We start from the raw sequence: 19,785 nt of genomic DNA on the forward strand, positions 1-19,785 counted from the left end.
GTGGATCAGATTCTGAGTCAGGGGCCGCTCTTCCTTGCTTGCCTGATATTCATGATGGGCATCGTGGTGGTCATTCATGAATTTGGTCACTATCTGGCCGCGCGCCTCTATGGCGTGGCCATTGAGTCCTTTGCCGTGGGCTTCGGCAAACCCCTTGTAGAAGGACGGGACAAGCGGGGAACGCGGTGGCGGATCAACTGGATACCGCTCGGTGGGTTCGTCAGTTTCCTCCCCGCGGCAGCGCGCCTTGACGATGGTCCCCACGCCAATGTCGTCGGCAAGTCTTTTGACGACCTGAAACCCATTCCCAAGATTGTGGTCAGTCTTGCGGGGCCATTTGCGAACTTTGTGCTGGCCACGCTGATCTTTGCGCTCGCCATCGGTGTGTTCGGGACGCCGAAATTCGAAGTTCAGATAATGAATGTCTCTGAGGGTATGCCTGCCGAAGAAGCAGGGCTCTTGCCCGGAGATGTGATCCGCCAGATCAATAATCGGGACATTTTCAGCGGCGCCGACGTTACGGCAATGGTGCTCGTCAGCCCCAACAAGGCGATGAACTTCGTTGTGGAGCGGGATGGGCAGCCGCTGAGCCTGGCAGTCACGCCGCTTGAGGTTGTCCGGCCGAACGAATTTGGACAGATCGTGCCTCAGAGCACCGCAGGCTTCAATCTGGCCCACACCGATCTGATAGAGCGGGTGCAATATGGCCCGATCGGCTCCCTTGTTGCCGGTACGGCTCAAACCGGCCGGACCATTGATCAGACGGTTAAGATGCTCAGCCGAATCGTTACCGGCAACATGTCTGTCCACACCATGTCAGGGCCTGTCGGGGTGGGTGATATTTCCCGTCGCGCGGTCAACCGGGTGATGGAGCAGACCCAACTCACTTCCTGGCAGAAGACAGAGCAATTGTTCTGGATGCTTATGAGTGTTTGTGCGGCAGTTTCTGTAGGTGTGGGGTTTTTCAACCTGTTGCCACTGCCAGTGCTGGATGGCGGTCGTGTTGTGTTTCATGCATACGAAGCAGTCACGGGAGCAAAACTCCCAAGCCAGGTGGAAGCCTTCGCATTGAGAGCGAGTGTGTTCCTTCTGCTGCTTATGGTGGTGGTTATCACATGGGGAGATGTGATTGAAACGGGCGTATTTGGACGGGGTGGTGGCTGACGGAATGTCAGTCCGATACGGAGAGTGATATCCATAATGCGTAAGTTTCTCGCGGCCACTTTTCTTGCGACCAGCGCCCTTGCATTGGGCGTGAGCAACTTTGGCGCCACAGCCAGTGCGCAGGAAGATCCCCTTTATGGCGGGACGATCAGATCGATTCTGGTTGAGGGCAACCAGCGTATCGAAGCGCGCACCGTCCAGTCCTACCTTCTTGTTGAGCCGGGCGATGCATTCGACCCAGACCGGATCGACCTGTCCCTGAAAACGCTGTTCGCAACGAACCTGTTTGCGGACGTTTCAATTGATCGCCGGGGCAATGATCTTGTTATCCAGGTTGTGGAGAACCCGATCATCAACCGGGTCATTTTCGAGGGCAACCGCGCGCTCAAGGACGACAAGCTTCGCGAAGAGATTCAGGCAGCGCCGCGTGGAATTTTTACCGCAGCTCGCGTGCAGTCTGACGTGCAGCGGATCATGGAACTCTATCGCCGCTCGGGCCGTTTCGCGGCCAAGGTGGAGCCGCAATACAAGCCGCTGGAACAGAACCGTGTGGATCTGATCTTCGAAGTTACCGAAGGGCCGGTCACGGGCGTCCGGTCGATCAACTTCATTGGCAACCAGGCCTATTCCGACTCCCGGCTGCGCAGCGAGATCGTTACCAAGCAGTCGCGTTTTTGGCGTTTCTTCAGCTCTAACGACAACTACGATTCAAACCGTCTCGAATATGACCGCGAACGGCTTCGCGAGTTCTATCAGAATAATGGCTATTACGACTTCCGCGTTTCCTCTGCTGTCGCAGAACTGACGCCCGATCAGAAAGACTTCTACATCACCTACACGGTGGAGGAGGGGCGTCAGTACGATTTCGGGGTCATCAAGGTCGAAACTGCGCTTGAGAAACTGGACGCGAATGTTCTGCAGGCGGTTGTTCCGATCCAGGAGGGAGAACTCTTCCGGGGCAGCCAGATCGAAGCGACGATCGATAGCCTGACATATGCTGCAGGCGTAGCAGGGTATGCGTTTGTGGATGTCCGCCCACAGATCAGCGTGAACGAACAATCTGGACGCATCGATATCACCTTCGCGATCGATGAAGGCCCGCGCGTCTATATCGATCGCATCAATATCGTCGGGAACACTCAGACGCTGGACCGCGTCATTCGCCGCGAACTTCGCCTGTCCGAAGGGGATGCGTTCAATCGGATTCTGCTGGACCGTTCGCGTAACCGTGTCCGCGCACTCGGCTTCTTCAAGGATGTTGAAGTCGTCGAAACGCCGAGCGAGCAACCCGACCGCACGATTGTCGATGTCAAGGTTACCGAGCAATCGACCGGCGAACTATCCTTCGCCGCCGGCTTCTCTTCCGTCGATGCGTACCTCTTTGATCTCAGCGCCTCTCAGCGGAACCTGCGTGGACGCGGCCAGTCAGTTGTCGCCAGAACCTCGCTTTCCAGCCGCCAACAGATTGTCGATCTGCGCTTCACGGAGCCACGCTTCCTCGACCGCAACCTGTCGGCGGGCGTCGATCTCTTCGCGACACGTCAGGATTTCGAGGAGTATACTGGCTTCACCAGCGACACGATTGGCGGCGGCTTGCGGATGGCATTCCCGCTCACAGATCGCATGCAGATGGGCGTTCGTTACCGTCTGCAGTCTGATGATGTCAGTATTGCCAACCAGAACATCATCATCGACTCCAGCGGCATGCTCCTCCGCAGCCGTACACAGATCGCGGGCCAGGATACCCCCGACGACTTGTCTGATGATATCTACAGACTTCCGGAGCCGGGCGACGCCGGCCCAGGCGAGGCGGTGGTCGACATCTGTGACCCTGCTTATGTGCTTCGCAACACCATTTGCCGCTCGGAGCGCAGCGATATCTCCAGCATCGTCGGGTATGATTTCTTCTGGGATCAGACCAACGATCCGATTTCGCCCACTCGTGGTTTCAATTTCCGCTTCAGCCAGGATCTCGCCGGCGTCGGTGGGGATGTGAAATACATCCGTACGGAAACCGGCGCTTCGTTCTATCGCGGCATCTGGCGCGATGTCGTGGCCAGCGCCAACTTCTCGGGTGGTTTCGTCGTTCCGCTGGACGATGAGCAGGGCGTTCGTATCAACAACCGTTTCTTCCGCGGCGGCAGCACTTTCCGCGGCTTCGATGTTGCGGGTCTTGGTCCTCGCGAAATCCTTCGCCTGATTGATCCGGCGACGGGTGAAGTGGTCTCGACGCAGCGTCTCAACTCGATGGGCGGCAACGCCTACTATCAAGGTACGTTTGAGCTCACAGTTCCGAACTTCATCCCGGAAGAATACGGCATCAAGAGCGCCCTCTTCCTGGATGTCGGCTCCCTTGGATTGCTCGAAGATGTCGACAAGGGCTCTACAGTCATTCTCGAAGATGGCGCGCCATTCGGCTATCCCGGCCTGACGGCCATCCGGATGACAAAGGATGCTGCGACGCTGCGGGCCTCCGCCGGTCTTAGTGTCTTCTGGGACTCGCCCTTCGGCCCCATCCGCTTCGACTTCTCACAAATCCTCCGCAAGGAAGAATACGACCGGACGGAAACCTTCCGGTTCTCTACCTCCACGCGATTCTGATATCGCAAGCCCCAGAGTAGGAAGAACTAACTATGTCATTCATCAGGACTCTCGTAGCCGCCGTGATGCTGGCGGCGGTCGTTTCGGTCTCGGCGGTTCAAGGAGCGCACGCGCAAACCTCGACGGTCATGGTCATCGACGACAACAAGATTTTCCTCGACAGCAAAGCTGGCAAGGACATCCAGACGAAGCTTCAGAACATTGAGAAGCAGATCAACAACGAACTGGAGCCCACCCGCAAGTCGCTCGAGACCGAAGTCAAGGCTCTTCAGCCCAAACTCGAAGGCAAGACCCGGGAAGCGATCGCTGCGGATACAGCGCTCGTGAACGAGCTTGCTGCGTTCCAGAAAAAGAACAACGATCTGAACCAGAAGCGTGCCATCGCTGAGCGCGAATATGCGATGACTGCCGAGAAGGCCATCATTGATTTCAACAATGCGCTTGACCCGGTTCTTACCGAAGTGATCCGTGAAAAGAATGCCCAGGTTGTTCTCCTGAAGAGTCAGGTCGTGTTCTCCGCAGATGCGGTCGATGCAACAGCGGCCGTGATCCAGAAGCTTGACGCGAAGACTGCGGCAATCGCCGTCACCCGTCAGAAACTGCCGGCAGCGCCTCAGGGCGGCAACTGATAAGGTATTGCTGTGACGGTCGACACTCGATTCTATGCGCCGCTGGGGGCATTGACGCTGGAAGAGATTGCCGGCCGGACAACAGCAACGCTAACAGGGGATGCTGGGTTAGCCATTTCCGGAATAGCCTCGGCGGCCAATGCAAAGGCCGCCGAAATTGCTTTCCTGGATGGGGACGGCAAAACTCCGCCAACCCTCAGCCCTCATCTCAAAGCCGTGTTTGCCAATCCGGCGATGAAGGCATTCGTGCCGGAGGGCGTGGCCGTTCTGGAAACGCCCTTTCCGCGGCACGCGCATAGTGTTGTTGCCAGCGCGCTTTTCCGTCCGCGCCATTTGACGGGTTATGGCGCCGAGCCGATCTCTTCTCTGGCGCAAATCCATCCCGATGCTGTGGTTCAGCCCGGTGCAGTGATCGGCCCTGGCGCAGCCATCGGGGAAGGGGCGGTCATCGGCCCCGCTGCAGTCATTGGTGCCGGCGTCCAGATTGGCTGCAACACGACAATAGGCGCAAATGCGTCCATCCACTGCGCTCTGGTGGGCGATCATGTCACCGTGCTCGCGGGGGCTCGTATCGGTGAAACGGGCTTCGGCGTATTGGTCGGGCCCAGTGGAGCGGAAGATGCGCCTCACTTCGGACGCGTGATCATTCAGGATCATGTGACGCTCGGCGCGAACAGCTGCGTGGATCGAGGCGTATTCGAAGACACGATCATCGGTGAGCGGACGAAGATCGATAATCTCTGCCAGATCGCGCACAATGTCATACTGGGGCGCGGGGTGATTGTAGCTGCCTTTGGAGGCATCTCCGGATCTGTACGTGTCGGGGATGGCTCGATGCTTGGCGGCCGCGTGGGTATCGCCGACCATGTTCAGGTGGGCGAGCGCGTCAGCCTTGCTGCGTCGGCTGGTCTTTTCAGGGATGTGGACAGCGGGGAGACCTGGGGCGGCACCCCTGCCAAACCGATCCGTCAGTGGATGCGAGAAGTCGCATGGTTGCAAAAACAGGCCAATCCCAAGAAAAGCGGTTGATGGACGGCGTCGCCGTTCCAAAATCAGGAAGGTCCTCGCGATGAGCGTTGAGGTGCACCCCACATCAGTGGTCGAACGTGGCGCTGTTCTGCATGACGGCGTGCGCATTGGCCCGTTCTGTCATGTCGGTCCCCTGGCGGAGCTCGGCGCAGGCACAGAACTTCTTTCCCATGCCTCGGTGGTCGGAAATACAAAGCTGGGCGAGAACTGCCTGCTCTATCCACACGCTGTCCTTGGGTGCGGGCCTCAGGTTCTGGGCATGCGAGAAACTTCTGACTCCCGCTTGGAAATCGGGGCCGGAAGCGTCTTCCGCGAATATGCCACCGCGCATTCCGGCATACCCAAGCATGGCGGCCTCACCAAGGTTGGCGCGTCCTGCTACATCATGATCGGTGCCCACATCGCGCATGATTGCCAGATCGGAAACAATGTCGTGATGGCGAACAACGTCTCGCTCGCAGGGCATATCGAGGTTGGCGACAATGTCTGGTTTGGCGGTCTTTCGGCTGTTCACCAGTTCAGCAGAATCGGGCGGAACGCCTTCATCGGGGGGGGCGCCATTGTTGTGGATGATGTGATCCCGTTCGGCTCTGTCATCGGCAATCACGCAAAGCTCTCTGGGCTTAACACCGTTGGCCTGAAGCGTAGGGGTTTCAGCAAGGCAGACCTTCACGAGATCCGGGCGGCCTACAAAGCTGTGTTTGAGGGAGAAGGTCTGTTCAAGGCTCGTCTGAGCCAGGCGGCGCAGAATTTCGCTGGAAAGCCGCTGGCCATGGAACTCATCAATTTTGTTCTTCAGGGCGGAGACCGCCCGATCTGCAAACCGGCGTGACGCGATGACGGCGCCATTGGGTCTTATCGCGGGGTTGGGGGAATTGCCGGTCGCGATCGCGGAGAACGCCGTTTCTACGGGGCAGGGCGTATATGTGCTGCGGCTCAAAGGGTTCGAAGAACCGCGGCTTGAGAAGTTCGAAGGCAGTGTTGTCGGCCTCGGAGAAATCGGCGCTGTGATGGACCGCCTGAAGGCTGCTGGATGCACGGATGTTGTTTTCGCCGGCAATGTCAGCCGGCCGGATTTCAAGAATCTGAAGCTCGACTTCAAAGGACTTTCGCTTCTGCCAAAGGTAATCTCCGAAGCGCGTAAGGGCGATGATGCCTTGCTGCGCGTGCTGGTCGGGGAGTTTGAAAAAAACGGCTTCCGCGTGATCGGCAGTGATGTCGCTCACGCCAGCCTTCTTGCGCCGGTGGGGCTCATCGCAGGGCCCCAGCCCACCGAAGCCATGATGCAGGATATATTGGTGGCCGCGAAAGTTGCGGCCGCGACCGGTACGCTGGATATAGGGCAGGGCTGTGTCGTCTGCGACGGCCTCGTCCTCGCCGTCGAGGCGCAGGAAGGCACCGATGAAATGCTGCGCCGCTGCGCTGGCCTGCCCGCTGAGATCAGGGGGACGCAGCAGGCGCGTCGCGGCGTACTCGCAAAGCGGCCTAAGCCGGTTCAAGAGCGGCGAATTGATCTGCCTACGACGGGTGTATCTACCGTTGAGCTTGCTGCTGCAGCCGGTCTCGCCGGCATTGCGATTGAGGCAGGCGGCGCCCTGATGCTCAACCGTGCACGGATGGAGCAGCGTGCTGCTGAACTGGGTGTCTTCATCTACGGTTTTCCACCTGAAACGGGCGTATCGTGAGCGCCGCAGACATTTATTTTGTGGCGGCCGAGGCTTCTGGCGATCTTCTCGCGCGTGAAGTCATTGAGGCCCTCAGGGGCACAGATGCAGATCTTCGGATACAGGGAATTGGCGGGGAACAACTCGCCGAAATTGGCATCGACTCGCCTATCGACATATCCCCTCTGTCCGTCCTCGGATTTCTTGAGGGCATCAAGGCATATGGCGATGTTGTCAAATTGGCTGATGCGGCAACAGAGGTAATTGTTGCGGCGGATCCCAAGGTTGTTGTTCTGGTGGACTCGTGGGGCTTTATGCTCCGGCTGGCTCAAAGGGTTCGCGCAAAAGCGCCCCACATCCGCCTGGTCAAGCTGATCGGTCCGCAAGTATGGGCGACGCGGCCAGGCCGCGCAAAGACACTTGCGGCGACAGTCGATCATCTGCTCTGCATGCACGACATTGAAGTGCCCTATTACGAACCCTTCGGATTGAAGACGACCGTGATCGGCAACCCCGCGCTGTCTCGGGGCGGGCAGGGGGATCGCGCGGGCTTCAGGCGCCGCCATGGTCTGACTGACGGGGACACCGCGCTCCTCGTGTTGCCCGGCAGCCGGACAAGTGAAATTGCCCGCGTTGCGCCTGCGCTGATGGAGGCTGCGGCGCTCGTAAAGCGCGCATTGCCGGGGACGCGCCTCTTTGTCGAGCCGGCGGAAACGGCCGCCCAGACCTTTCGGGAAGCGTTTCCGGAAGCGTCAGAACAGTTCACCGTCCTGACCGATGGCGACCAACGGTTTGATGCGATGGCTGCGGCAGATGTGGTTCTGGCATGCTCCGGCACGGTGACCAGCGAGGTTGCGATGCAGGGCGCGCCGATGATCGTCGCTTACAAGACAGGCTGGGTTACCTGGGCTTTGGCGCGCGGGCTGTTTTACAAGAAAACGCACATCACGCTGTTGAACATCCTGAATGACGATACTGCAGTGGTGCCGGAGTTCGTGCAGACGAAACAAAAGCCCGAAATGATCGCCGCGCAGGCAATCAGCTGGATCAAGGAGCCTGGCGCTCTGCAGTGTCAGCGGGAAGCGCAGGGGCATGCGCTGACGCGGCTCCTGAAAGAAGAAACCCCGGCAGCGGTTCTCGCTGCCGGGGCTATTCTGGACGAATTCAGAGCCGCTTAGCGGCCATCCATCGGCTTGTAGTCCCGCATTGCGGCGCCGGTGTAGATCTGGCGCGGACGGCCGATTTTCTGCGTCGGGTCTTCCAGCATCTCGTTCATTTGAGACACCCAGCCCACGGTCCGCGCCACAGCGAAGAGCACTGTGAACATCTTGGTCGGGAAGCCCATCGCTTCGAGGATGATGCCCGAATAGAAATCGACGTTCGGATAGAGTTTCTTCGCAACGAAGTATTCGTCCTGAAGGGCGATCCGCTCGAGCTCCATCGCCACCTTCAGCAGCGGATGGTCACGCAGGTCCAGGGCGTCGAGAACTTCGTGAGCCGTCTTCTGCATCACTTTCGCGCGCGGGTCGTAGTTCTTGTAAACGCGGTGACCGAAGCCCATCAGGCGCACGCCGCTGGACTTGTCTTTCACCTTCTTCACGAAATCCGGAACATTGCTGATGTCACCGATTTCGCGCAGCTGGCGCAGCGCTGCTTCATTGGCGCCGCCATGGCTGGGGCCCCAGAGGCTGGCCACGCCGGCCGCGATTGCGGCGAAGGGGTGGGCGCCAGAGGAAGCCACAAGGCGCACCGTGGAAGTTGACGCGTTCTGCTCATGGTCCGCATGGAGCATGAAAAACCGGTCCATGGCGCGGGCCAGCACCGGGTTCACCTCATAGTCCTCGGCGGTCACCGAGAAACACATGTTGAGGAAGTTTTCAGAGTAGGACAGACGATTCTGCGGATCGACGAACTTCTGGCCCAGATTGTATTTCATGCAGCGCGCTGCGATGGTCGGCATCTTCGCAATCAGGCGGATGGAATCGCGCCGGCGCTCTTCCGGATCCTCGTTGCCCATGGCACCGGGATAGAAGGCTGCCATGCCGCCAACGGTGCCGGTGAGCATCGCCATCGGGTGGCTGTCACGGCGGAAACCGTCAAAGAACCGGTCTTGCTGGGTGTGGAGCAGGGTGTGCTGGCGCACATCCTTGCCGAAGGCCTCATACTCTTCCTTGGTCGGCAGCTCGCCGTTCAGGAGGAGATAGCAGAGCTCCATATAGCTCGATTTTTCAGCCAGCTGCTCGATCGGGTAGCCGCGATGGAGCAGAATGCCTTCATCGCCATCGATGAAGGTGATCTGGCTTTCACAGCTGCCGGTCGACGTGAAACCAGGGTCCAGGGTGAAGTGATCGACTTCCGCATAGAGTTTCCGGATGTCGATTACGTTCGGGCCGTGCGTGCCAGAATACACTGGCAGGGAGACCGTCTTTCCTCCGACTTCAAGTTTGGCCGTTCCAGCGTCTTTAACCTTGTTTTCCATCAGCCTTTAACCCTGTTCCATTTGTGTTGGCCGGCGTCGACTTGCGTGTCAGCTGGCAAGTTGGTCATCAATTCTTGCGAGCGTCTCTTCCCGGCCGAGCCATTCCATCACCGGCGCGAGGTCCGGTGCTGGAAGTCCGCCGGTAAGTGCGGCTCTGAGTGGCGGGCCTATCTGCCCCATCGATAGGCCTGTTGCGGCGCAATATGACTTTATCGTTTCCGAAATGCTAGCGCCTGACCACTGCGACATTCGCTGCAGTTCATCATATAGTCCCTTAAGACGAAGTTTCCCTTCGTCAGACAAGGCTTTACGTGCATTTTTATTCATCTCCAGGGGACGCTTTACCCTGAGGAAATCAAATGCCGCCGCCAGTTCGATCAGCGTTGATCCCCGATCTTTCATGTGCGGCAGGGCCGCCCGAATCCGGTCCTGTTCGCTGTCACTGAGGGGGGCCTTGGCGGACAAAAACGGACAAATCAGGTCAAACAGGCGCCCATCATCGGCCAGGCGAATGAAGTGTGCATTGACCGTGGCCAGCTTGTCGAGGTCCAACCGGGCCGGGGCCTTGTTGATGCCGGAAACATCAAACACGGTAATCGCTTCCTCGTCCGTGAATATCTCCTGGTCGCCATGGCTCCACCCCAGGCGGAGCAGGTAGGCTTTCATGGCTTCTGGGAGGTAGCCCATGTCGCGATAAGCCGTGGTGGAGAGGGCCCCATGGCGTTTGGACAGCTTGGCGCCATCATTGCCGTGGATCATCGGCACATGGGAGAATTTGGGTACATCCCAGCCCATGGCTTCATAGATCGGCACCTGGCGAAAGGTGTTGCGCAGGTGGTCGTCACCGCGAATGACATGGGTGACGCCCATATCATGATCGTCGACCACAACAGCGAGCATGTAGGTCGGCGTGCCATCGGCGCGGAGCATGACCAGATCATCGATCTCTGACGCATCAATGGTAACGCTGCCCTGCACGCCGTCCTCCACGGTGCGGGGGCCGCTTTCCGGCGCGCGCAGGCGAACGGTGAAGGGAGCTTCAGGAGAGGGCGCTGGCGCGCCATCCCGGTAGGGCGACCGGAAGGGGGCCAGAAGCTGGGATGCTTCGGCCAATAGAGCGTCTCGCGCCGCTTCGGGGAGGCCTTCCTCACGGGCTGCCAGGCGCTTCTCCTCGCCCAGGTCCCGGCGGGCTTGAAGCTCCTCGGCACTTACATAGCATTTGAACGCGGTGCCCCGGGCGATCATTTCGTGCGCAACGGCAGCGTGACGCGCCACTTGCGCAGACTGCATTACCGGTGGCTCATCCGGCGTCAGCCCCAGCCATTGCATGGCATCCAGAATGGCATCGGTGGCCGCCTGCGTGGAACGCTCACGGTCGGTGTCCTCAATTCGCAGGAGAAACCGCCCGCCATGTCGGCGCGCAAACAAATAGTTGAAAAGTGCCGTCCGAGCGCCTCCAATATGCAGCATTCCCGTTGGGGATGGGGCAAATCGAGTAACGACGGACATCCTGTGGCACGCTCCGATTGACCGGCGCTGTGGCCGCTGTTGGGGTGGTCAAACACGAGGACGGGGCGAAGTGCAAGAGGGGGACGGCTTCTTCCGGAAGCTCATGCGGGATACGGCCAGCGTTGTTGGCGTGGATTCCCGGCCGCTATTGCTGGCGTTCGCCATGTGCGCGGGCGCTGCGGCCTACCTGTCGGTGCCATTTGAGCCTACGCGTCTTGAGGTGGCCGCGTTCTTCGGGGCGGTGGCGGCAATGTTTCTGCTGGTCCGCTGGCTCCACCGGTCAGACTTGACCTATGCGCTCGCCGTCTGTGTTTTTGGCACAGTCATTGGCTTTTCGGCGGCGGCTCTGCGTACCTGGCGGGTGGAAGCGCCCGTGATCTCCGCAGAGACCCGCCCCGTCATGCTGGAGGGGTGGGTCGCAAACATCGAACCTGGCGAAAAGGGGGCTCGCCTCAAAATCAAAGTCCATTCCATCGCGGGCTTTCCGGCAGACCAGCAGCCGGAACTGGTACGGGTGACCCACCGCGCACGGCTTGAAGTATCCTCGGGCCGGTTTGTGCGATGCTGGGTGGTGCTCCGCCCGCCGCCGTCGCCGACTTTGCCGGGGGATTACGACTTTCGGCGGCAAGCCTATTTCCAGAAGCTCGGCGCAGTGGGCTATGTGCAGGGGCGCTGCCGGGGCGGCGTTCTCGGGGCGCCGGACAATGTGATGGATCAGGCCGCGCTCTGGGTATCTGCCCAGCGCCGGCTGCTTGCATCCTATGTCAACGAAGCGGCTGGCGAACGAGCGGGAGGGCTGGCGGCGGCGCTGATCGCCGGCGACCGGAGCTTTCTGCGCACTGAAGACCAGAACGCCTTGCGAGATACGGGCCTCGCCCATCTTCTTGCCATTTCAGGCCTCCATCTCTCTATCGTCGGCGGGCTGACATTTTTCCTGATCCGGCGGTCATTGGTTCTCATAGAGCCGCTGGCCTTGCGAGTGCCCGTACAGAAAATAGCTGCGGTCGTCGCTCTGATTACCTGCGCCGCTTATCTCATCGTCTCAGGGGCAAGTGTATCGACCCAGCGTGCTTTCATCATGGCCGCGATTGTTTTCCTGGCGGTAATTTTTGATCGCGCCGCCATCAGTCTACGAACCTTTGCGATCGCGTTGATCGTCATCGTTCTGCTGCAGCCTGAAAGCGTGGTGACGCCAGGCTTTCAGATGTCCTTCGCAGCCACCGGTGGCCTCATCGCCACTTATGAGGTCTGGCGAAATCACCGCTCCAGCCGGGAGCGTGTTCTTGGGCCGATCGGCTTTGCCTGGGCTTCGATCATCATGACATCTGTCGTGTCGGACGCGGCAACCGCGCCATTCTCCTTCTTTCACTTCGAGCGGCTTTCTCCGGTGGGGCTCTTTGCGAATTTTGCCATCATGCCGGTGGTAACCTTCGTCACCGCGCCGGCGGCCGCGCTTACAGTCATCCTGGCGCTGTTCGGGCAGGCCGAACTTGGGCTCCGGCTGCTGGGGCAATCGCTCGAGCTGGTGCTGAACATGACGCATTATTTTTACAATCTCTCGCCCGGTGTCATTCGCATGTCCGTTCCCATGCCGCCACTGGCGCTGGTTTTTCTGTCGCTGGCTTTGGGCGCCATGATGGCTTTCGCAGGCTGGGCACGTTTGCTTGGCGGGGCTGTCCTGCTGGCGCCGGCCATCTGGCTCTGGAGCACGGCACCAAAAGTGGTGCTTCATTGGTCAGCTTCAGGCGATGTGTTCATCGCAGATACACAAGGCATGGTCTCACGCCTCGAATTTGTCGATGGAGATGGCCTGCCGCCTCTCCGCTTCTCGGAAGCCCCCGACAGGGAAGAGTGTGGCCTGCAAGTGTGTGAGTACCCCTCGTTTTCAGGTCTGAGTATCACTACCCTCGGCCCCGTAGAGCAGAAAAAGAAAGCAGAAACGGAGCAGACCCCCGACACGCTCCGTATCCAGATATTAAGAGCGGGCGAAGCCAGCGCCGACCTTACTTTTACTTGGGGCGAGGCTAAAGACGCGGGTGGCATCACCGTCTATGCGCGAGACGAAGACCTTTACGTGGTCCAATTACAGAACTGCACCGAACGCCCATGGCGCCGGTGCAGTGAGAATGGCTCGGCGCAGCCTTCAGGCGGCGCCCGGGATTATTTCGAGAGGCTTATTCGTACCGCCGGATAAGGGCAACGAGACGGCCCTGCACCTCAACCCGGTCAGGCCCGAAGATGCGTGTTTCAAAAGCAGGGTTTGCCGCTTCAAGCGCCACAGACGCCCCCTTGCGGCGAAGGCGCTTCAAAGTCGCTTCCTCGCCATCGATCAGCGCCACGACGATGTCACCTGTCTGCGCGGTATTGGTACGCTTCAGGATAACGGTATCCCCGTTGAGGATGCCGGCCTGAATCATCGAATCGCCCTGAACCTCGAGCGCGAAATAATCGTCGCCTTCCGGAAGCCCGCCCGGGCTCGCCACCTGGCCATTGTCCTGCTGGATGGCAGAGATGGGCGACCCTGCCGCGATGCGGCCGACGAGCGGGATCATGCCAGCGATGCGGGGTGTTTCCACGCCCTGATTTGTGACCAGGGCCGGGCGGAAATCCCGCCGCTGACGCGCATTCGGCGGCGGAATGGCAGAATCGGGAAGCTTGAGCACTTCAAGCGCCCGCGCCCGGTTTGCCAGCCGGCGAATAAAGCCGCGTTCCTCCAGCGCCGTGATCAGCCGGTGGATGCCGGACTTGGAAGCCAGATCAAGCGCTTCCTTCATTTCATCAAAGGAGGGTGAAACCCCAGTTTCCTTGATGCGATCATTGATAAAGAGCAGCAGCTCTTTTTGCTTGGTTGTGAGCATGGAGCGGTTCCCGATGCGAATCTCTGTTCGCTTTTGTTCTACAAGCGTTCCCGGTTCGGGTCAATCTCAACAGGCGAGTTTCAGGCGCGTTACCTGCTCGGAACGCGAGGCGCCCTGTTTCATCAGCCACTCGCCGATAAGGAAACGCCGTGAACCGACCTTTCGCAGGCGGATGATGCTTTCCGGATCGGCAATGCCACTTTCGGAAACAAGGTGGCGGCCGGCCGGCAACATCGGTGCGAGTCGCTCGGTAGTGGTCAGATCAGTGACCATTCGCTTGAGGTCACGGTTGTTGACGCCGATCAGCGGCGAGGGGAGGCGCAGGGCCCGCTCCATTTCCTCTTCATCATGCGTCTCGATCAAGACATCCATACCCAAATCCGTTGCGCAATGATGCAGGTCTGCCGCCAGGCTATCGTCCACCGCCGACATGATGATCAGGATACAGTCTGCGCCATGGGCGCGGGCTTCAATGATCTGTATGGGGTCGATCATGAAATCCTTGCGAAGCATAGGAATGCTGACCGCCGAGCGAATGGCTTCAAAGTCTGCGAGGTTTCCCCCAAAACTCGGCATATCTGTCAGCACAGAAAGGCAGGCGGCGCCCCCACGCTCATAATCCCGCGCAATTTCGACTGGATCAGCGCCTGGCAAAATATCTCCTGCCGAAGGGCTCTTGCGTTTGATCTCGCAGATCAGGGCATTCTGACCTGCGTCGGCGACTGATGACAGCGCCGCAGCGAACCCGCGAACGGGGGACGCAGCCTTGGCCGCCGCCTCAAGATCTGCCAGCGAACACGCCGCTTTCAGGGCGCGCACTTCATCATGCTTGTAATCAATGATGCGGTCGAGCGCAGTTTTCATGGCCTAGTCGCTCTCCCGGGATGTGCGCACAAGCTTGTCCAGAGTTTCGCGGGCCGCGCCGCTGTCAATGGCTTCGGCGGCGCGCGCAACGCCTGCGGGCAGATCGGGCACAAGACCGCTGACCAGAAGACCCGCCGCCGCGTTGAAAAGAACGATGTCGCGGAAGGGGCCTTCGCGTCCGTCGAGCAGGTCTCGGATGGCCGCTGCATTCTCTTCCGGCGCCCCGCCCTCAATCGCGGAGATCGGGTGGACCGGAAGACCGGCATCACAAGGCGTCAGCTGGAAGTGGCGGACGGACTCCGGGGTTACCTCGCACACCTCCGTTGGCCCTGAAATCGAAATTTCGTCGATGCCGGCGAGGCCATGGACAACCCATGCGCGGCGGGTGCCCAGCGCCTTGAGGGCTTCGGCCATCGGGGTAACCCACTGGCGATCATATACGCCGAGTACGGAATATTCCGCGCCCGCGGGATTGGACAGCGGACCCAGCAGGTTGAAAATAGTGCGGATACCGAGCTTCTGACGGATTGGCGCCACATGCCGCATGGCGGAATGGTAGCTGCGCGCAAAGAGAAAGCCGACGCGAGCCTGATCGAGACAGGCCCTGAAAGCCGTGTCGCTCAGCTCAAGTTGCAGACCAAGCGCTTCGAGCACATCGGCCGAGCCCGTTTTGGGGGGCACAGACCGGTTGCCATGCTTGGCGACACGGCCTCCGGAAGCGGCAATCACGATGGCGCTCGCGGTGGAGGTGTTCAGAGATTTCCAGGGCAGGCCGCCAGTGCCGCAGGTATCCAGCAGCGGGCCGTCGACACTGACGCGCCGGGCGTGGCGCCGCATGATGCGGGCGCCCGCGGTAAGTTCATTGGCCGTCTCTCCGCGTACGGTCAGACCGGCAAGAAATGCGCCGACTTCTTCAGGTGCCGCCTCGCCGGAAAGCAGCGCATCGAAAGCGCCTTCCAGCATGCTCTCTTCAAGGGGAAGGCCCCGCGCGATTGCCTGGATGGCTGAATTGAGAGCGCTTTCGCTCACTGTTTCACCTGCTTGAGAAAGTTCTTGAGGAGGGCATGGCCATGCTCGGTCAGGATGCTCTCCGGATGGAACTGCACGCCGTAGATTGGCCGGGTCTTGTGATGGACGGCCATGATCTCTCCGTCGTCGGTATAAGCGTCGGCAATGAGGCTGTCTGGAAGGTCATCCGTCCGGATCGCCAGGGAATGGTACCGCACCACCCGATACCGCTCAGGCAATCCCTCGAAGAGACCGGTCTGATTGGTCGAGATTTCGGAAATCTTGCCATGGCGGATTTCGCGGGCGCTGATCACCGCGCCGCCGAATGCCTGACCAATGGCCTGGTGGCCGAGGCACACGCCAAGGATCGGCAGCGCGTCCGGCGCTGCTTTGAGCAGATCAAGACAGATGCCCGCTTCATTCGGCGTGCAGGGGCCAGGAGAAAGCAGCACGGCATCCGGCTTCAGGGCGAGCGCCTCTCCGACCGTCAGCTGATCATTCCGCACGACATGCGTATGGGCGCCGAGCTCCTCGAGATAATGCACGAGGTTCCAGGTGAAGCTGTCATAATTATCGATGACGAGGATCATTGGTCGTGCTCGTAGGCTGCGGCAAGTTCGGCAGCGCGCTTCAGGGCGCCGGATTTGTGGACGGTCTCGTCAAACTCATACTGCGCGTCGGAATCCAGCACCACACCGCCGCCCGCCTGGATGTGCAGCATGCCGTCTTTGAGCACCGCAGTGCGCAGAGCGATGCAGGTATCGAGATCCCCGTTCCAGCCGAAATAGCCCACCGCGCCGCCATAGATGCCGCGGCGATGAGTTTCGACCTCGTTGATGATCTGCATGGCACGGATCTTCGGCGCGCCGGAGACGGTGCCCGCCGGGAAGCCGGCGAACAGAGCATCCACGGCATCCAGACCGGGGCGCAGATTGCCTTCCACATGGCTGACGATGTGCATCACATGGCTGTAGCGTTCGACGATGAACTGCTCTGTCACTTCCACAGAGCCATAGGCCGCCACCCGGCCCACATCATTCCGGCCAAGGTCCAGCAGCATCAGGTGTTCGGCGCGTTCCTTGGGATCATTCAGCAGGTCTTCGGCCCGCAGGGCGTCTTCCGCCGGATTACCGCTGCGCGGCCGCGTGCCGGCGATGGGACGGATCGCGACACGGCCTTCCCGCAGGCGAACCAGAATTTCCGGGCTCGACCCAACCAGGCGGACATCGCCCAGATTGATATGGAACATGAAAGCAGACGGGTTCAGCCGCCGCAGGGCGCGGTAGAGGCTGATCGATTTCTGCCGGAACGGCGCCGAGAAACGCTGGCTTGGCACCACCTGAAAGATGTCGCCCGCCTTGATGTAATCCCGGCAGGTCTCGACGATTTCGAAATAACGGTCCTTCGGCGTATCGGATACCAGTGACACCTGCTGCGCAACGCCGTCCTTCGGGGGCAGGGACGGCAGGCTTTCCAGCCGCTCCTCAACCTCGTCCAGCAGGGCATTCACGGTTGTTTCATCGCTTCCGCCAATTCGGCCGATAAGCAGAAGCTCCTGATAGATGTGATCGAAGATGACCATCACCTGCGGAATAACGAGCAGGGCTTCGGGCACGTCCAGTTGATCGGGCTTTGTGATCGAAACAGGCTCGACATGCTGGATCATGTCATAACCCACATATCCAAAGGCGCCCGAGGCCATGGGGGGCAGGGTCTCTGAGGTTTCAGCCTGCGCGGCCTCTGCAAATTTCCGCAAGGCATCCACCGGCGCTTCGGCCAGTGTGCGCGCGTCCGCAAAATCTGCAGACCGGCTGGTCTGGGCCACGCCGTTCTTGATGCGGAACCAAACCTCCGGCTTCAGGCCAATGAAGGAATATCGCCCAAGCCGCTCGCCGCCGGCGATGGACTCGAACAGAAAGCTGCCCGGATCATCCGATCCAAGCTTCATCATGGCGCCAACCGGCGTTTCGATATCGCCGATGCGCCGCCTTACGATCAGGCGCGCTGTCATTGGGCTGCCGTGATCGTTCGCTTGTAGGCTGCGACCGCTGCCGCATTCTCCCGCACCTTCACGGCACGGCGGATCTCGTCATCCACCGCCGTTTCGAGGTCGGATACCAGCGAATTGGTGACATCTGCAGAAGACGCCGCCCCCATGCTGGCCAGCACCTCAGCGCTCGGCGGCGTGACGCTCAACACCTTGAGAATCGCGAACATCGAGCCGCTTCCCGCCGGAAGGCTGATCACACTTCCTGCTGGGTTGTTGAAAGTCGCCTGCATCAGAGGTCCGGGGATGCCCATGGCCTGGGCGTTGGCGCGGGACACGGGTTCGGGCAAACGATCAACCTCGGTTTCCGCCTGTGCCGCCGCCGCTTCCAGCGTCAGCGCGCCGCTGCGGATCCGGTCGGTGATGGCATCGACGGCAGCTTGCGCCGCATTAGCAGCCCGCTCAGCGACAATCATCGCGCGAACGCGGTCCTTGATCACTTCAAGCTCCGGGGTTGCGGCCGGAACGATGCGGCGCGGAGAAACGAGGACCACCGAACCGGATACGTCGAAACGGCTGCTGATTTCGTTCTCCGGCAGGCGGAAAGCCTGGGGAAGTGCTTCAGGGGCGTCGGCCAGCAGCGAAATGCCTTGGCCATCCTCTGTCATGCCGTTTTGATCAATCGGGGCAATGCTGAATACCGGCACCCCGATGTCCTCAGCGATTTGATGGAGATCATGTCCGGCAGACAGGGATTCATCCAGCGTATCCAGAGCCGCGGAGAACAGCAGTTGAGCGCGCTCGCGAGCGAGGCTGAGGCGGATTTCCTCGCCAACCTCTTCCAGCGGTTTCACGGCGCCGGGCTGAACAGAGATCAGCCGCGTTACCATCCATTGGCCGTTCACTTCGCGCGGACCAAACATCGCGCCGCTCTGCTTGCCGGGTCCGAACATGGCGTCCCGCAGCGCGGCGTCGGACAGTTCTTCCGCTCTCGCAGTCCGCATCTGAATGGAATTGGCGCCGGTTACGCTGTTGGGATCGGCGCCGCCGGCCAGAAGGCCGAAAGCGGTGCGCGCTGCATCGCGGCTCGGGAACATCAGCTCGGCATAGGTGCGCTGGTCCGGCGCCGCAAAGCGCTCCGACTTGGTCGCTTCATATACTGTGGCCACTTCCTGGTCGGTCACCTCGACCTTACCGGTAAAGTCATCGGTGGACATGCGCAGCACATCCAGCGCCCGCCGCTCGGGTTGTTTCAGGCGCTCGATATGTTCATCATAATAAGCCTTGATATCGGCTTCGGTGGGCGCGGCAGGGGCAGGGGCCTTGGAGGCGTCATACAGGAACCAGGCCACCTCGCGCGCTTCGCCGAGATAATGGGCCTGAATGTTTGACAGGATGTCGGGCGCATAGACTGCTGAGCCGGCGGCCCGGCTGAGCGCACGGATAAGAATATCGTCCTGCAGTTGACGCTCGAACTGAGCAGGCGTCATGCCCAGCTGGGCAATGCGATCCCGGAAGATGGCGGCGTCCAGCTCCCCGGTAAGCGGGTTCTGGAACGCCGGAATGCTGTTCATCTCTTCCACCACCGCCTTGGGCGACGGGGAGATCCCAATGCTTTCACCATAGCCCAGACGCGTGATCCGGGCTTTCTCGACTTCCACGATCTGATCGATGAGGCCTTCTTCCAGGGCCTCAGACTTGCTCATCGGGCGTTCTGCTGTGGCGTTAATGTTCCGCAGAACCGTTTCGACGCGGAAATCCAGGTCCTCCGGCTCGAGACCGCGCGTGCCGGCGCTTACGATGTTCGCGCCAAGGCCACTGCGCACCTGGCTGAAGATCTGATCCACACCCCAGAGTGCCATACCGACAACGACAATCATCAGAACCAGCTTCCCCAACGGGGAACGGGTCAGCTTCTTCATAAGTGCGAGCATACGGCGCTTCTCTTATTTCTGGGGTTTGCCGGGTGGCTCACAGCTTGCTAGGCGACCGG

Annotated in this window: 16 protein-coding genes; 8 read left to right on the forward strand and 8 right to left on the reverse strand. The window is 60.1% G+C overall.

Going from position 1 to position 19,785, the window contains the following annotated elements:
* The 7 genes from BBF93_RS08265 to BBF93_RS08295 all read left to right on the forward strand — a co-directional run bounded on the left by BBF93_RS08265 (position 1) and on the right by BBF93_RS08295 (position 8,265).
* Positions 1-1,164 (forward strand): RIP metalloprotease, encoded by a 1,164-nt coding sequence (locus BBF93_RS08265; protein WP_114105596.1) that lies wholly within the window; start codon positions 1-3, stop codon positions 1,162-1,164.
* 36 nt (positions 1,165-1,200) lie between these two features.
* Positions 1,201-3,765 (forward strand): outer membrane protein assembly factor BamA, encoded by a 2,565-nt coding sequence (gene bamA, locus BBF93_RS08270; RefSeq protein WP_114105597.1) that lies wholly within the window; start codon positions 1,201-1,203, stop codon positions 3,763-3,765.
* A 65-nt stretch (positions 3,766-3,830) separates the two neighbouring features.
* Positions 3,831-4,394, forward strand: a complete 564-nt coding sequence (locus BBF93_RS08275; RefSeq protein WP_162786480.1) for an OmpH family outer membrane protein — start codon at positions 3,831-3,833, stop codon at positions 4,392-4,394.
* Between the two features lie 12 nt (positions 4,395-4,406).
* Positions 4,407-5,423, forward strand: a complete 1,017-nt coding sequence (gene lpxD, locus BBF93_RS08280; RefSeq protein WP_114105598.1) for a UDP-3-O-(3-hydroxymyristoyl)glucosamine N-acyltransferase — start codon at positions 4,407-4,409, stop codon at positions 5,421-5,423.
* Between the two features lie 40 nt (positions 5,424-5,463).
* Positions 5,464-6,255, forward strand: coding sequence for an acyl-ACP--UDP-N-acetylglucosamine O-acyltransferase (gene lpxA, locus BBF93_RS08285; RefSeq protein ID WP_114105599.1), 792 nt, complete (start codon positions 5,464-5,466; stop codon positions 6,253-6,255).
* Between the two features lie 4 nt (positions 6,256-6,259).
* Positions 6,260-7,108 (forward strand): LpxI family protein, encoded by an 849-nt coding sequence (locus BBF93_RS08290; protein WP_114105600.1) that lies wholly within the window; start codon positions 6,260-6,262, stop codon positions 7,106-7,108.
* Entirely contained in the window at positions 7,105-8,265 is a 1,161-nt protein-coding gene (locus BBF93_RS08295; protein WP_114105601.1) for a lipid-A-disaccharide synthase, read from the forward strand. The genes BBF93_RS08290 and BBF93_RS08295 overlap by 4 nt, the downstream gene beginning before the upstream one ends.
* On the opposite strand, the gene BBF93_RS08300 is transcribed toward BBF93_RS08295, so the two are convergent.
* Together BBF93_RS08300 and gltX are read right to left on the reverse strand one after the other, a co-directional pair.
* Positions 8,262-9,566 (reverse strand): citrate synthase, encoded by a 1,305-nt coding sequence (locus BBF93_RS08300; RefSeq protein WP_035599948.1) that lies wholly within the window; start codon positions 9,564-9,566, stop codon positions 8,262-8,264. The two genes, BBF93_RS08295 and BBF93_RS08300, sit on opposite strands and share 4 nt — an antisense overlap.
* Before the next feature lie 48 nt (positions 9,567-9,614).
* The gene (gltX, locus tag BBF93_RS08305; RefSeq protein WP_114105602.1) at positions 9,615-11,075 is read right to left on the reverse strand and encodes a glutamate--tRNA ligase; all 1,461 of its coding nucleotides are present in this window, start codon (positions 11,073-11,075) and stop codon (positions 9,615-9,617) included.
* Positions 11,076-11,145: 70 nt separating this feature from the next.
* On the opposite strand from gltX, the gene BBF93_RS08310 reads away from it, so the two are divergent.
* Complete coding sequence (locus tag BBF93_RS08310; RefSeq protein WP_162786481.1) at positions 11,146-13,269, forward strand: ComEC/Rec2 family competence protein; 2,124 nt, start codon at positions 11,146-11,148, stop codon at positions 13,267-13,269.
* Here the strand turns inward: BBF93_RS08310 and lexA are convergent.
* From lexA to BBF93_RS08340, 6 genes are all read right to left on the reverse strand, one after another.
* Positions 13,250-13,933, reverse strand: a complete 684-nt coding sequence (lexA, locus tag BBF93_RS08315) for a transcriptional repressor LexA (protein WP_035599939.1) — start codon at positions 13,931-13,933, stop codon at positions 13,250-13,252. The two genes, BBF93_RS08310 and lexA, sit on opposite strands and share 20 nt — an antisense overlap.
* Positions 13,934-13,999: 66 nt before the next feature.
* Positions 14,000-14,797 carry an indole-3-glycerol phosphate synthase TrpC gene (gene trpC / locus BBF93_RS08320; protein WP_114105604.1) on the reverse strand — a complete coding sequence of 266 codons (798 nt, stop codon included), beginning with the start codon at positions 14,795-14,797 and terminating at the stop codon, positions 14,000-14,002.
* Positions 14,798-14,800: 3 nt separating this feature from the next.
* Positions 14,801-15,826 carry an anthranilate phosphoribosyltransferase gene (gene trpD / locus BBF93_RS08325; RefSeq protein WP_114105605.1) on the reverse strand — a complete coding sequence of 342 codons (1,026 nt, stop codon included), beginning with the start codon at positions 15,824-15,826 and terminating at the stop codon, positions 14,801-14,803.
* Positions 15,823-16,395 carry an aminodeoxychorismate/anthranilate synthase component II gene (locus tag BBF93_RS08330; RefSeq protein ID WP_035599932.1) on the reverse strand — a complete coding sequence of 191 codons (573 nt, stop codon included), beginning with the start codon at positions 16,393-16,395 and terminating at the stop codon, positions 15,823-15,825. Before BBF93_RS08330 ends, trpD begins: the two co-directional genes overlap by 4 nt.
* Positions 16,392-17,816 carry an anthranilate synthase component I gene (gene trpE, locus BBF93_RS08335; protein ID WP_114105606.1) on the reverse strand — a complete coding sequence of 475 codons (1,425 nt, stop codon included), beginning with the start codon at positions 17,814-17,816 and terminating at the stop codon, positions 16,392-16,394. The genes BBF93_RS08330 and trpE overlap by 4 nt, the downstream gene beginning before the upstream one ends.
* On the reverse strand, positions 17,813-19,726 hold the full coding sequence (locus tag BBF93_RS08340; RefSeq protein WP_114105607.1) for a peptidylprolyl isomerase: 1,914 nt from the start codon (positions 19,724-19,726) through the stop codon (positions 17,813-17,815). Before BBF93_RS08340 ends, trpE begins: the two co-directional genes overlap by 4 nt.
* Positions 19,727-19,785 lie beyond the last annotated feature (59 nt).

It is taken from the genome of Hyphomonas sp. CACIAM 19H1, assembly GCF_003325995.1.
GTDB classification, from domain to species: domain Bacteria; phylum Pseudomonadota; class Alphaproteobacteria; order Caulobacterales; family Hyphomonadaceae; genus Hyphomonas; species Hyphomonas polymorpha.

Bases quoted from the DNA above. Each gene is read 5' to 3' on its own strand.
- bamA (WP_114105597.1), top strand. From the start codon at position 1,201: ATGCGTAAGTTTCTCGCGGCCACTTTTCTTGCGACCAGCGCCCTTGCA.
- BBF93_RS08275 (WP_162786480.1), top strand. From the start codon at position 3,831: ATGCTGGCGGCGGTCGTTTCGGTCTCGGCGGTTCAAGGAGCGCACGCG.
- lpxA (WP_114105599.1), top strand. From the start codon at position 5,464: ATGAGCGTTGAGGTGCACCCCACATCAGTGGTCGAACGTGGCGCTGTT.
- BBF93_RS08290 (WP_114105600.1), top strand. From the start codon at position 6,260: ATGACGGCGCCATTGGGTCTTATCGCGGGGTTGGGGGAATTGCCGGTC.
- BBF93_RS08300 (WP_035599948.1), bottom strand. From the start codon at position 9,566: ATGGAAAACAAGGTTAAAGACGCTGGAACGGCCAAACTTGAAGTCGGA.
- gltX (WP_114105602.1), bottom strand. From the start codon at position 11,075: ATGTCCGTCGTTACTCGATTTGCCCCATCCCCAACGGGAATGCTGCAT.
- lexA (WP_035599939.1), bottom strand. From the start codon at position 13,933: ATGCTCACAACCAAGCAAAAAGAGCTGCTGCTCTTTATCAATGATCGC.
- trpC (WP_114105604.1), bottom strand. From the start codon at position 14,797: ATGAAAACTGCGCTCGACCGCATCATTGATTACAAGCATGATGAAGTG.
- BBF93_RS08330 (WP_035599932.1), bottom strand. From the start codon at position 16,395: ATGATCCTCGTCATCGATAATTATGACAGCTTCACCTGGAACCTCGTG.
- trpE (WP_114105606.1), bottom strand. From the start codon at position 17,816: ATGACAGCGCGCCTGATCGTAAGGCGGCGCATCGGCGATATCGAAACG.
- BBF93_RS08340 (WP_114105607.1), bottom strand. From the start codon at position 19,726: ATGCTCGCACTTATGAAGAAGCTGACCCGTTCCCCGTTGGGGAAGCTG.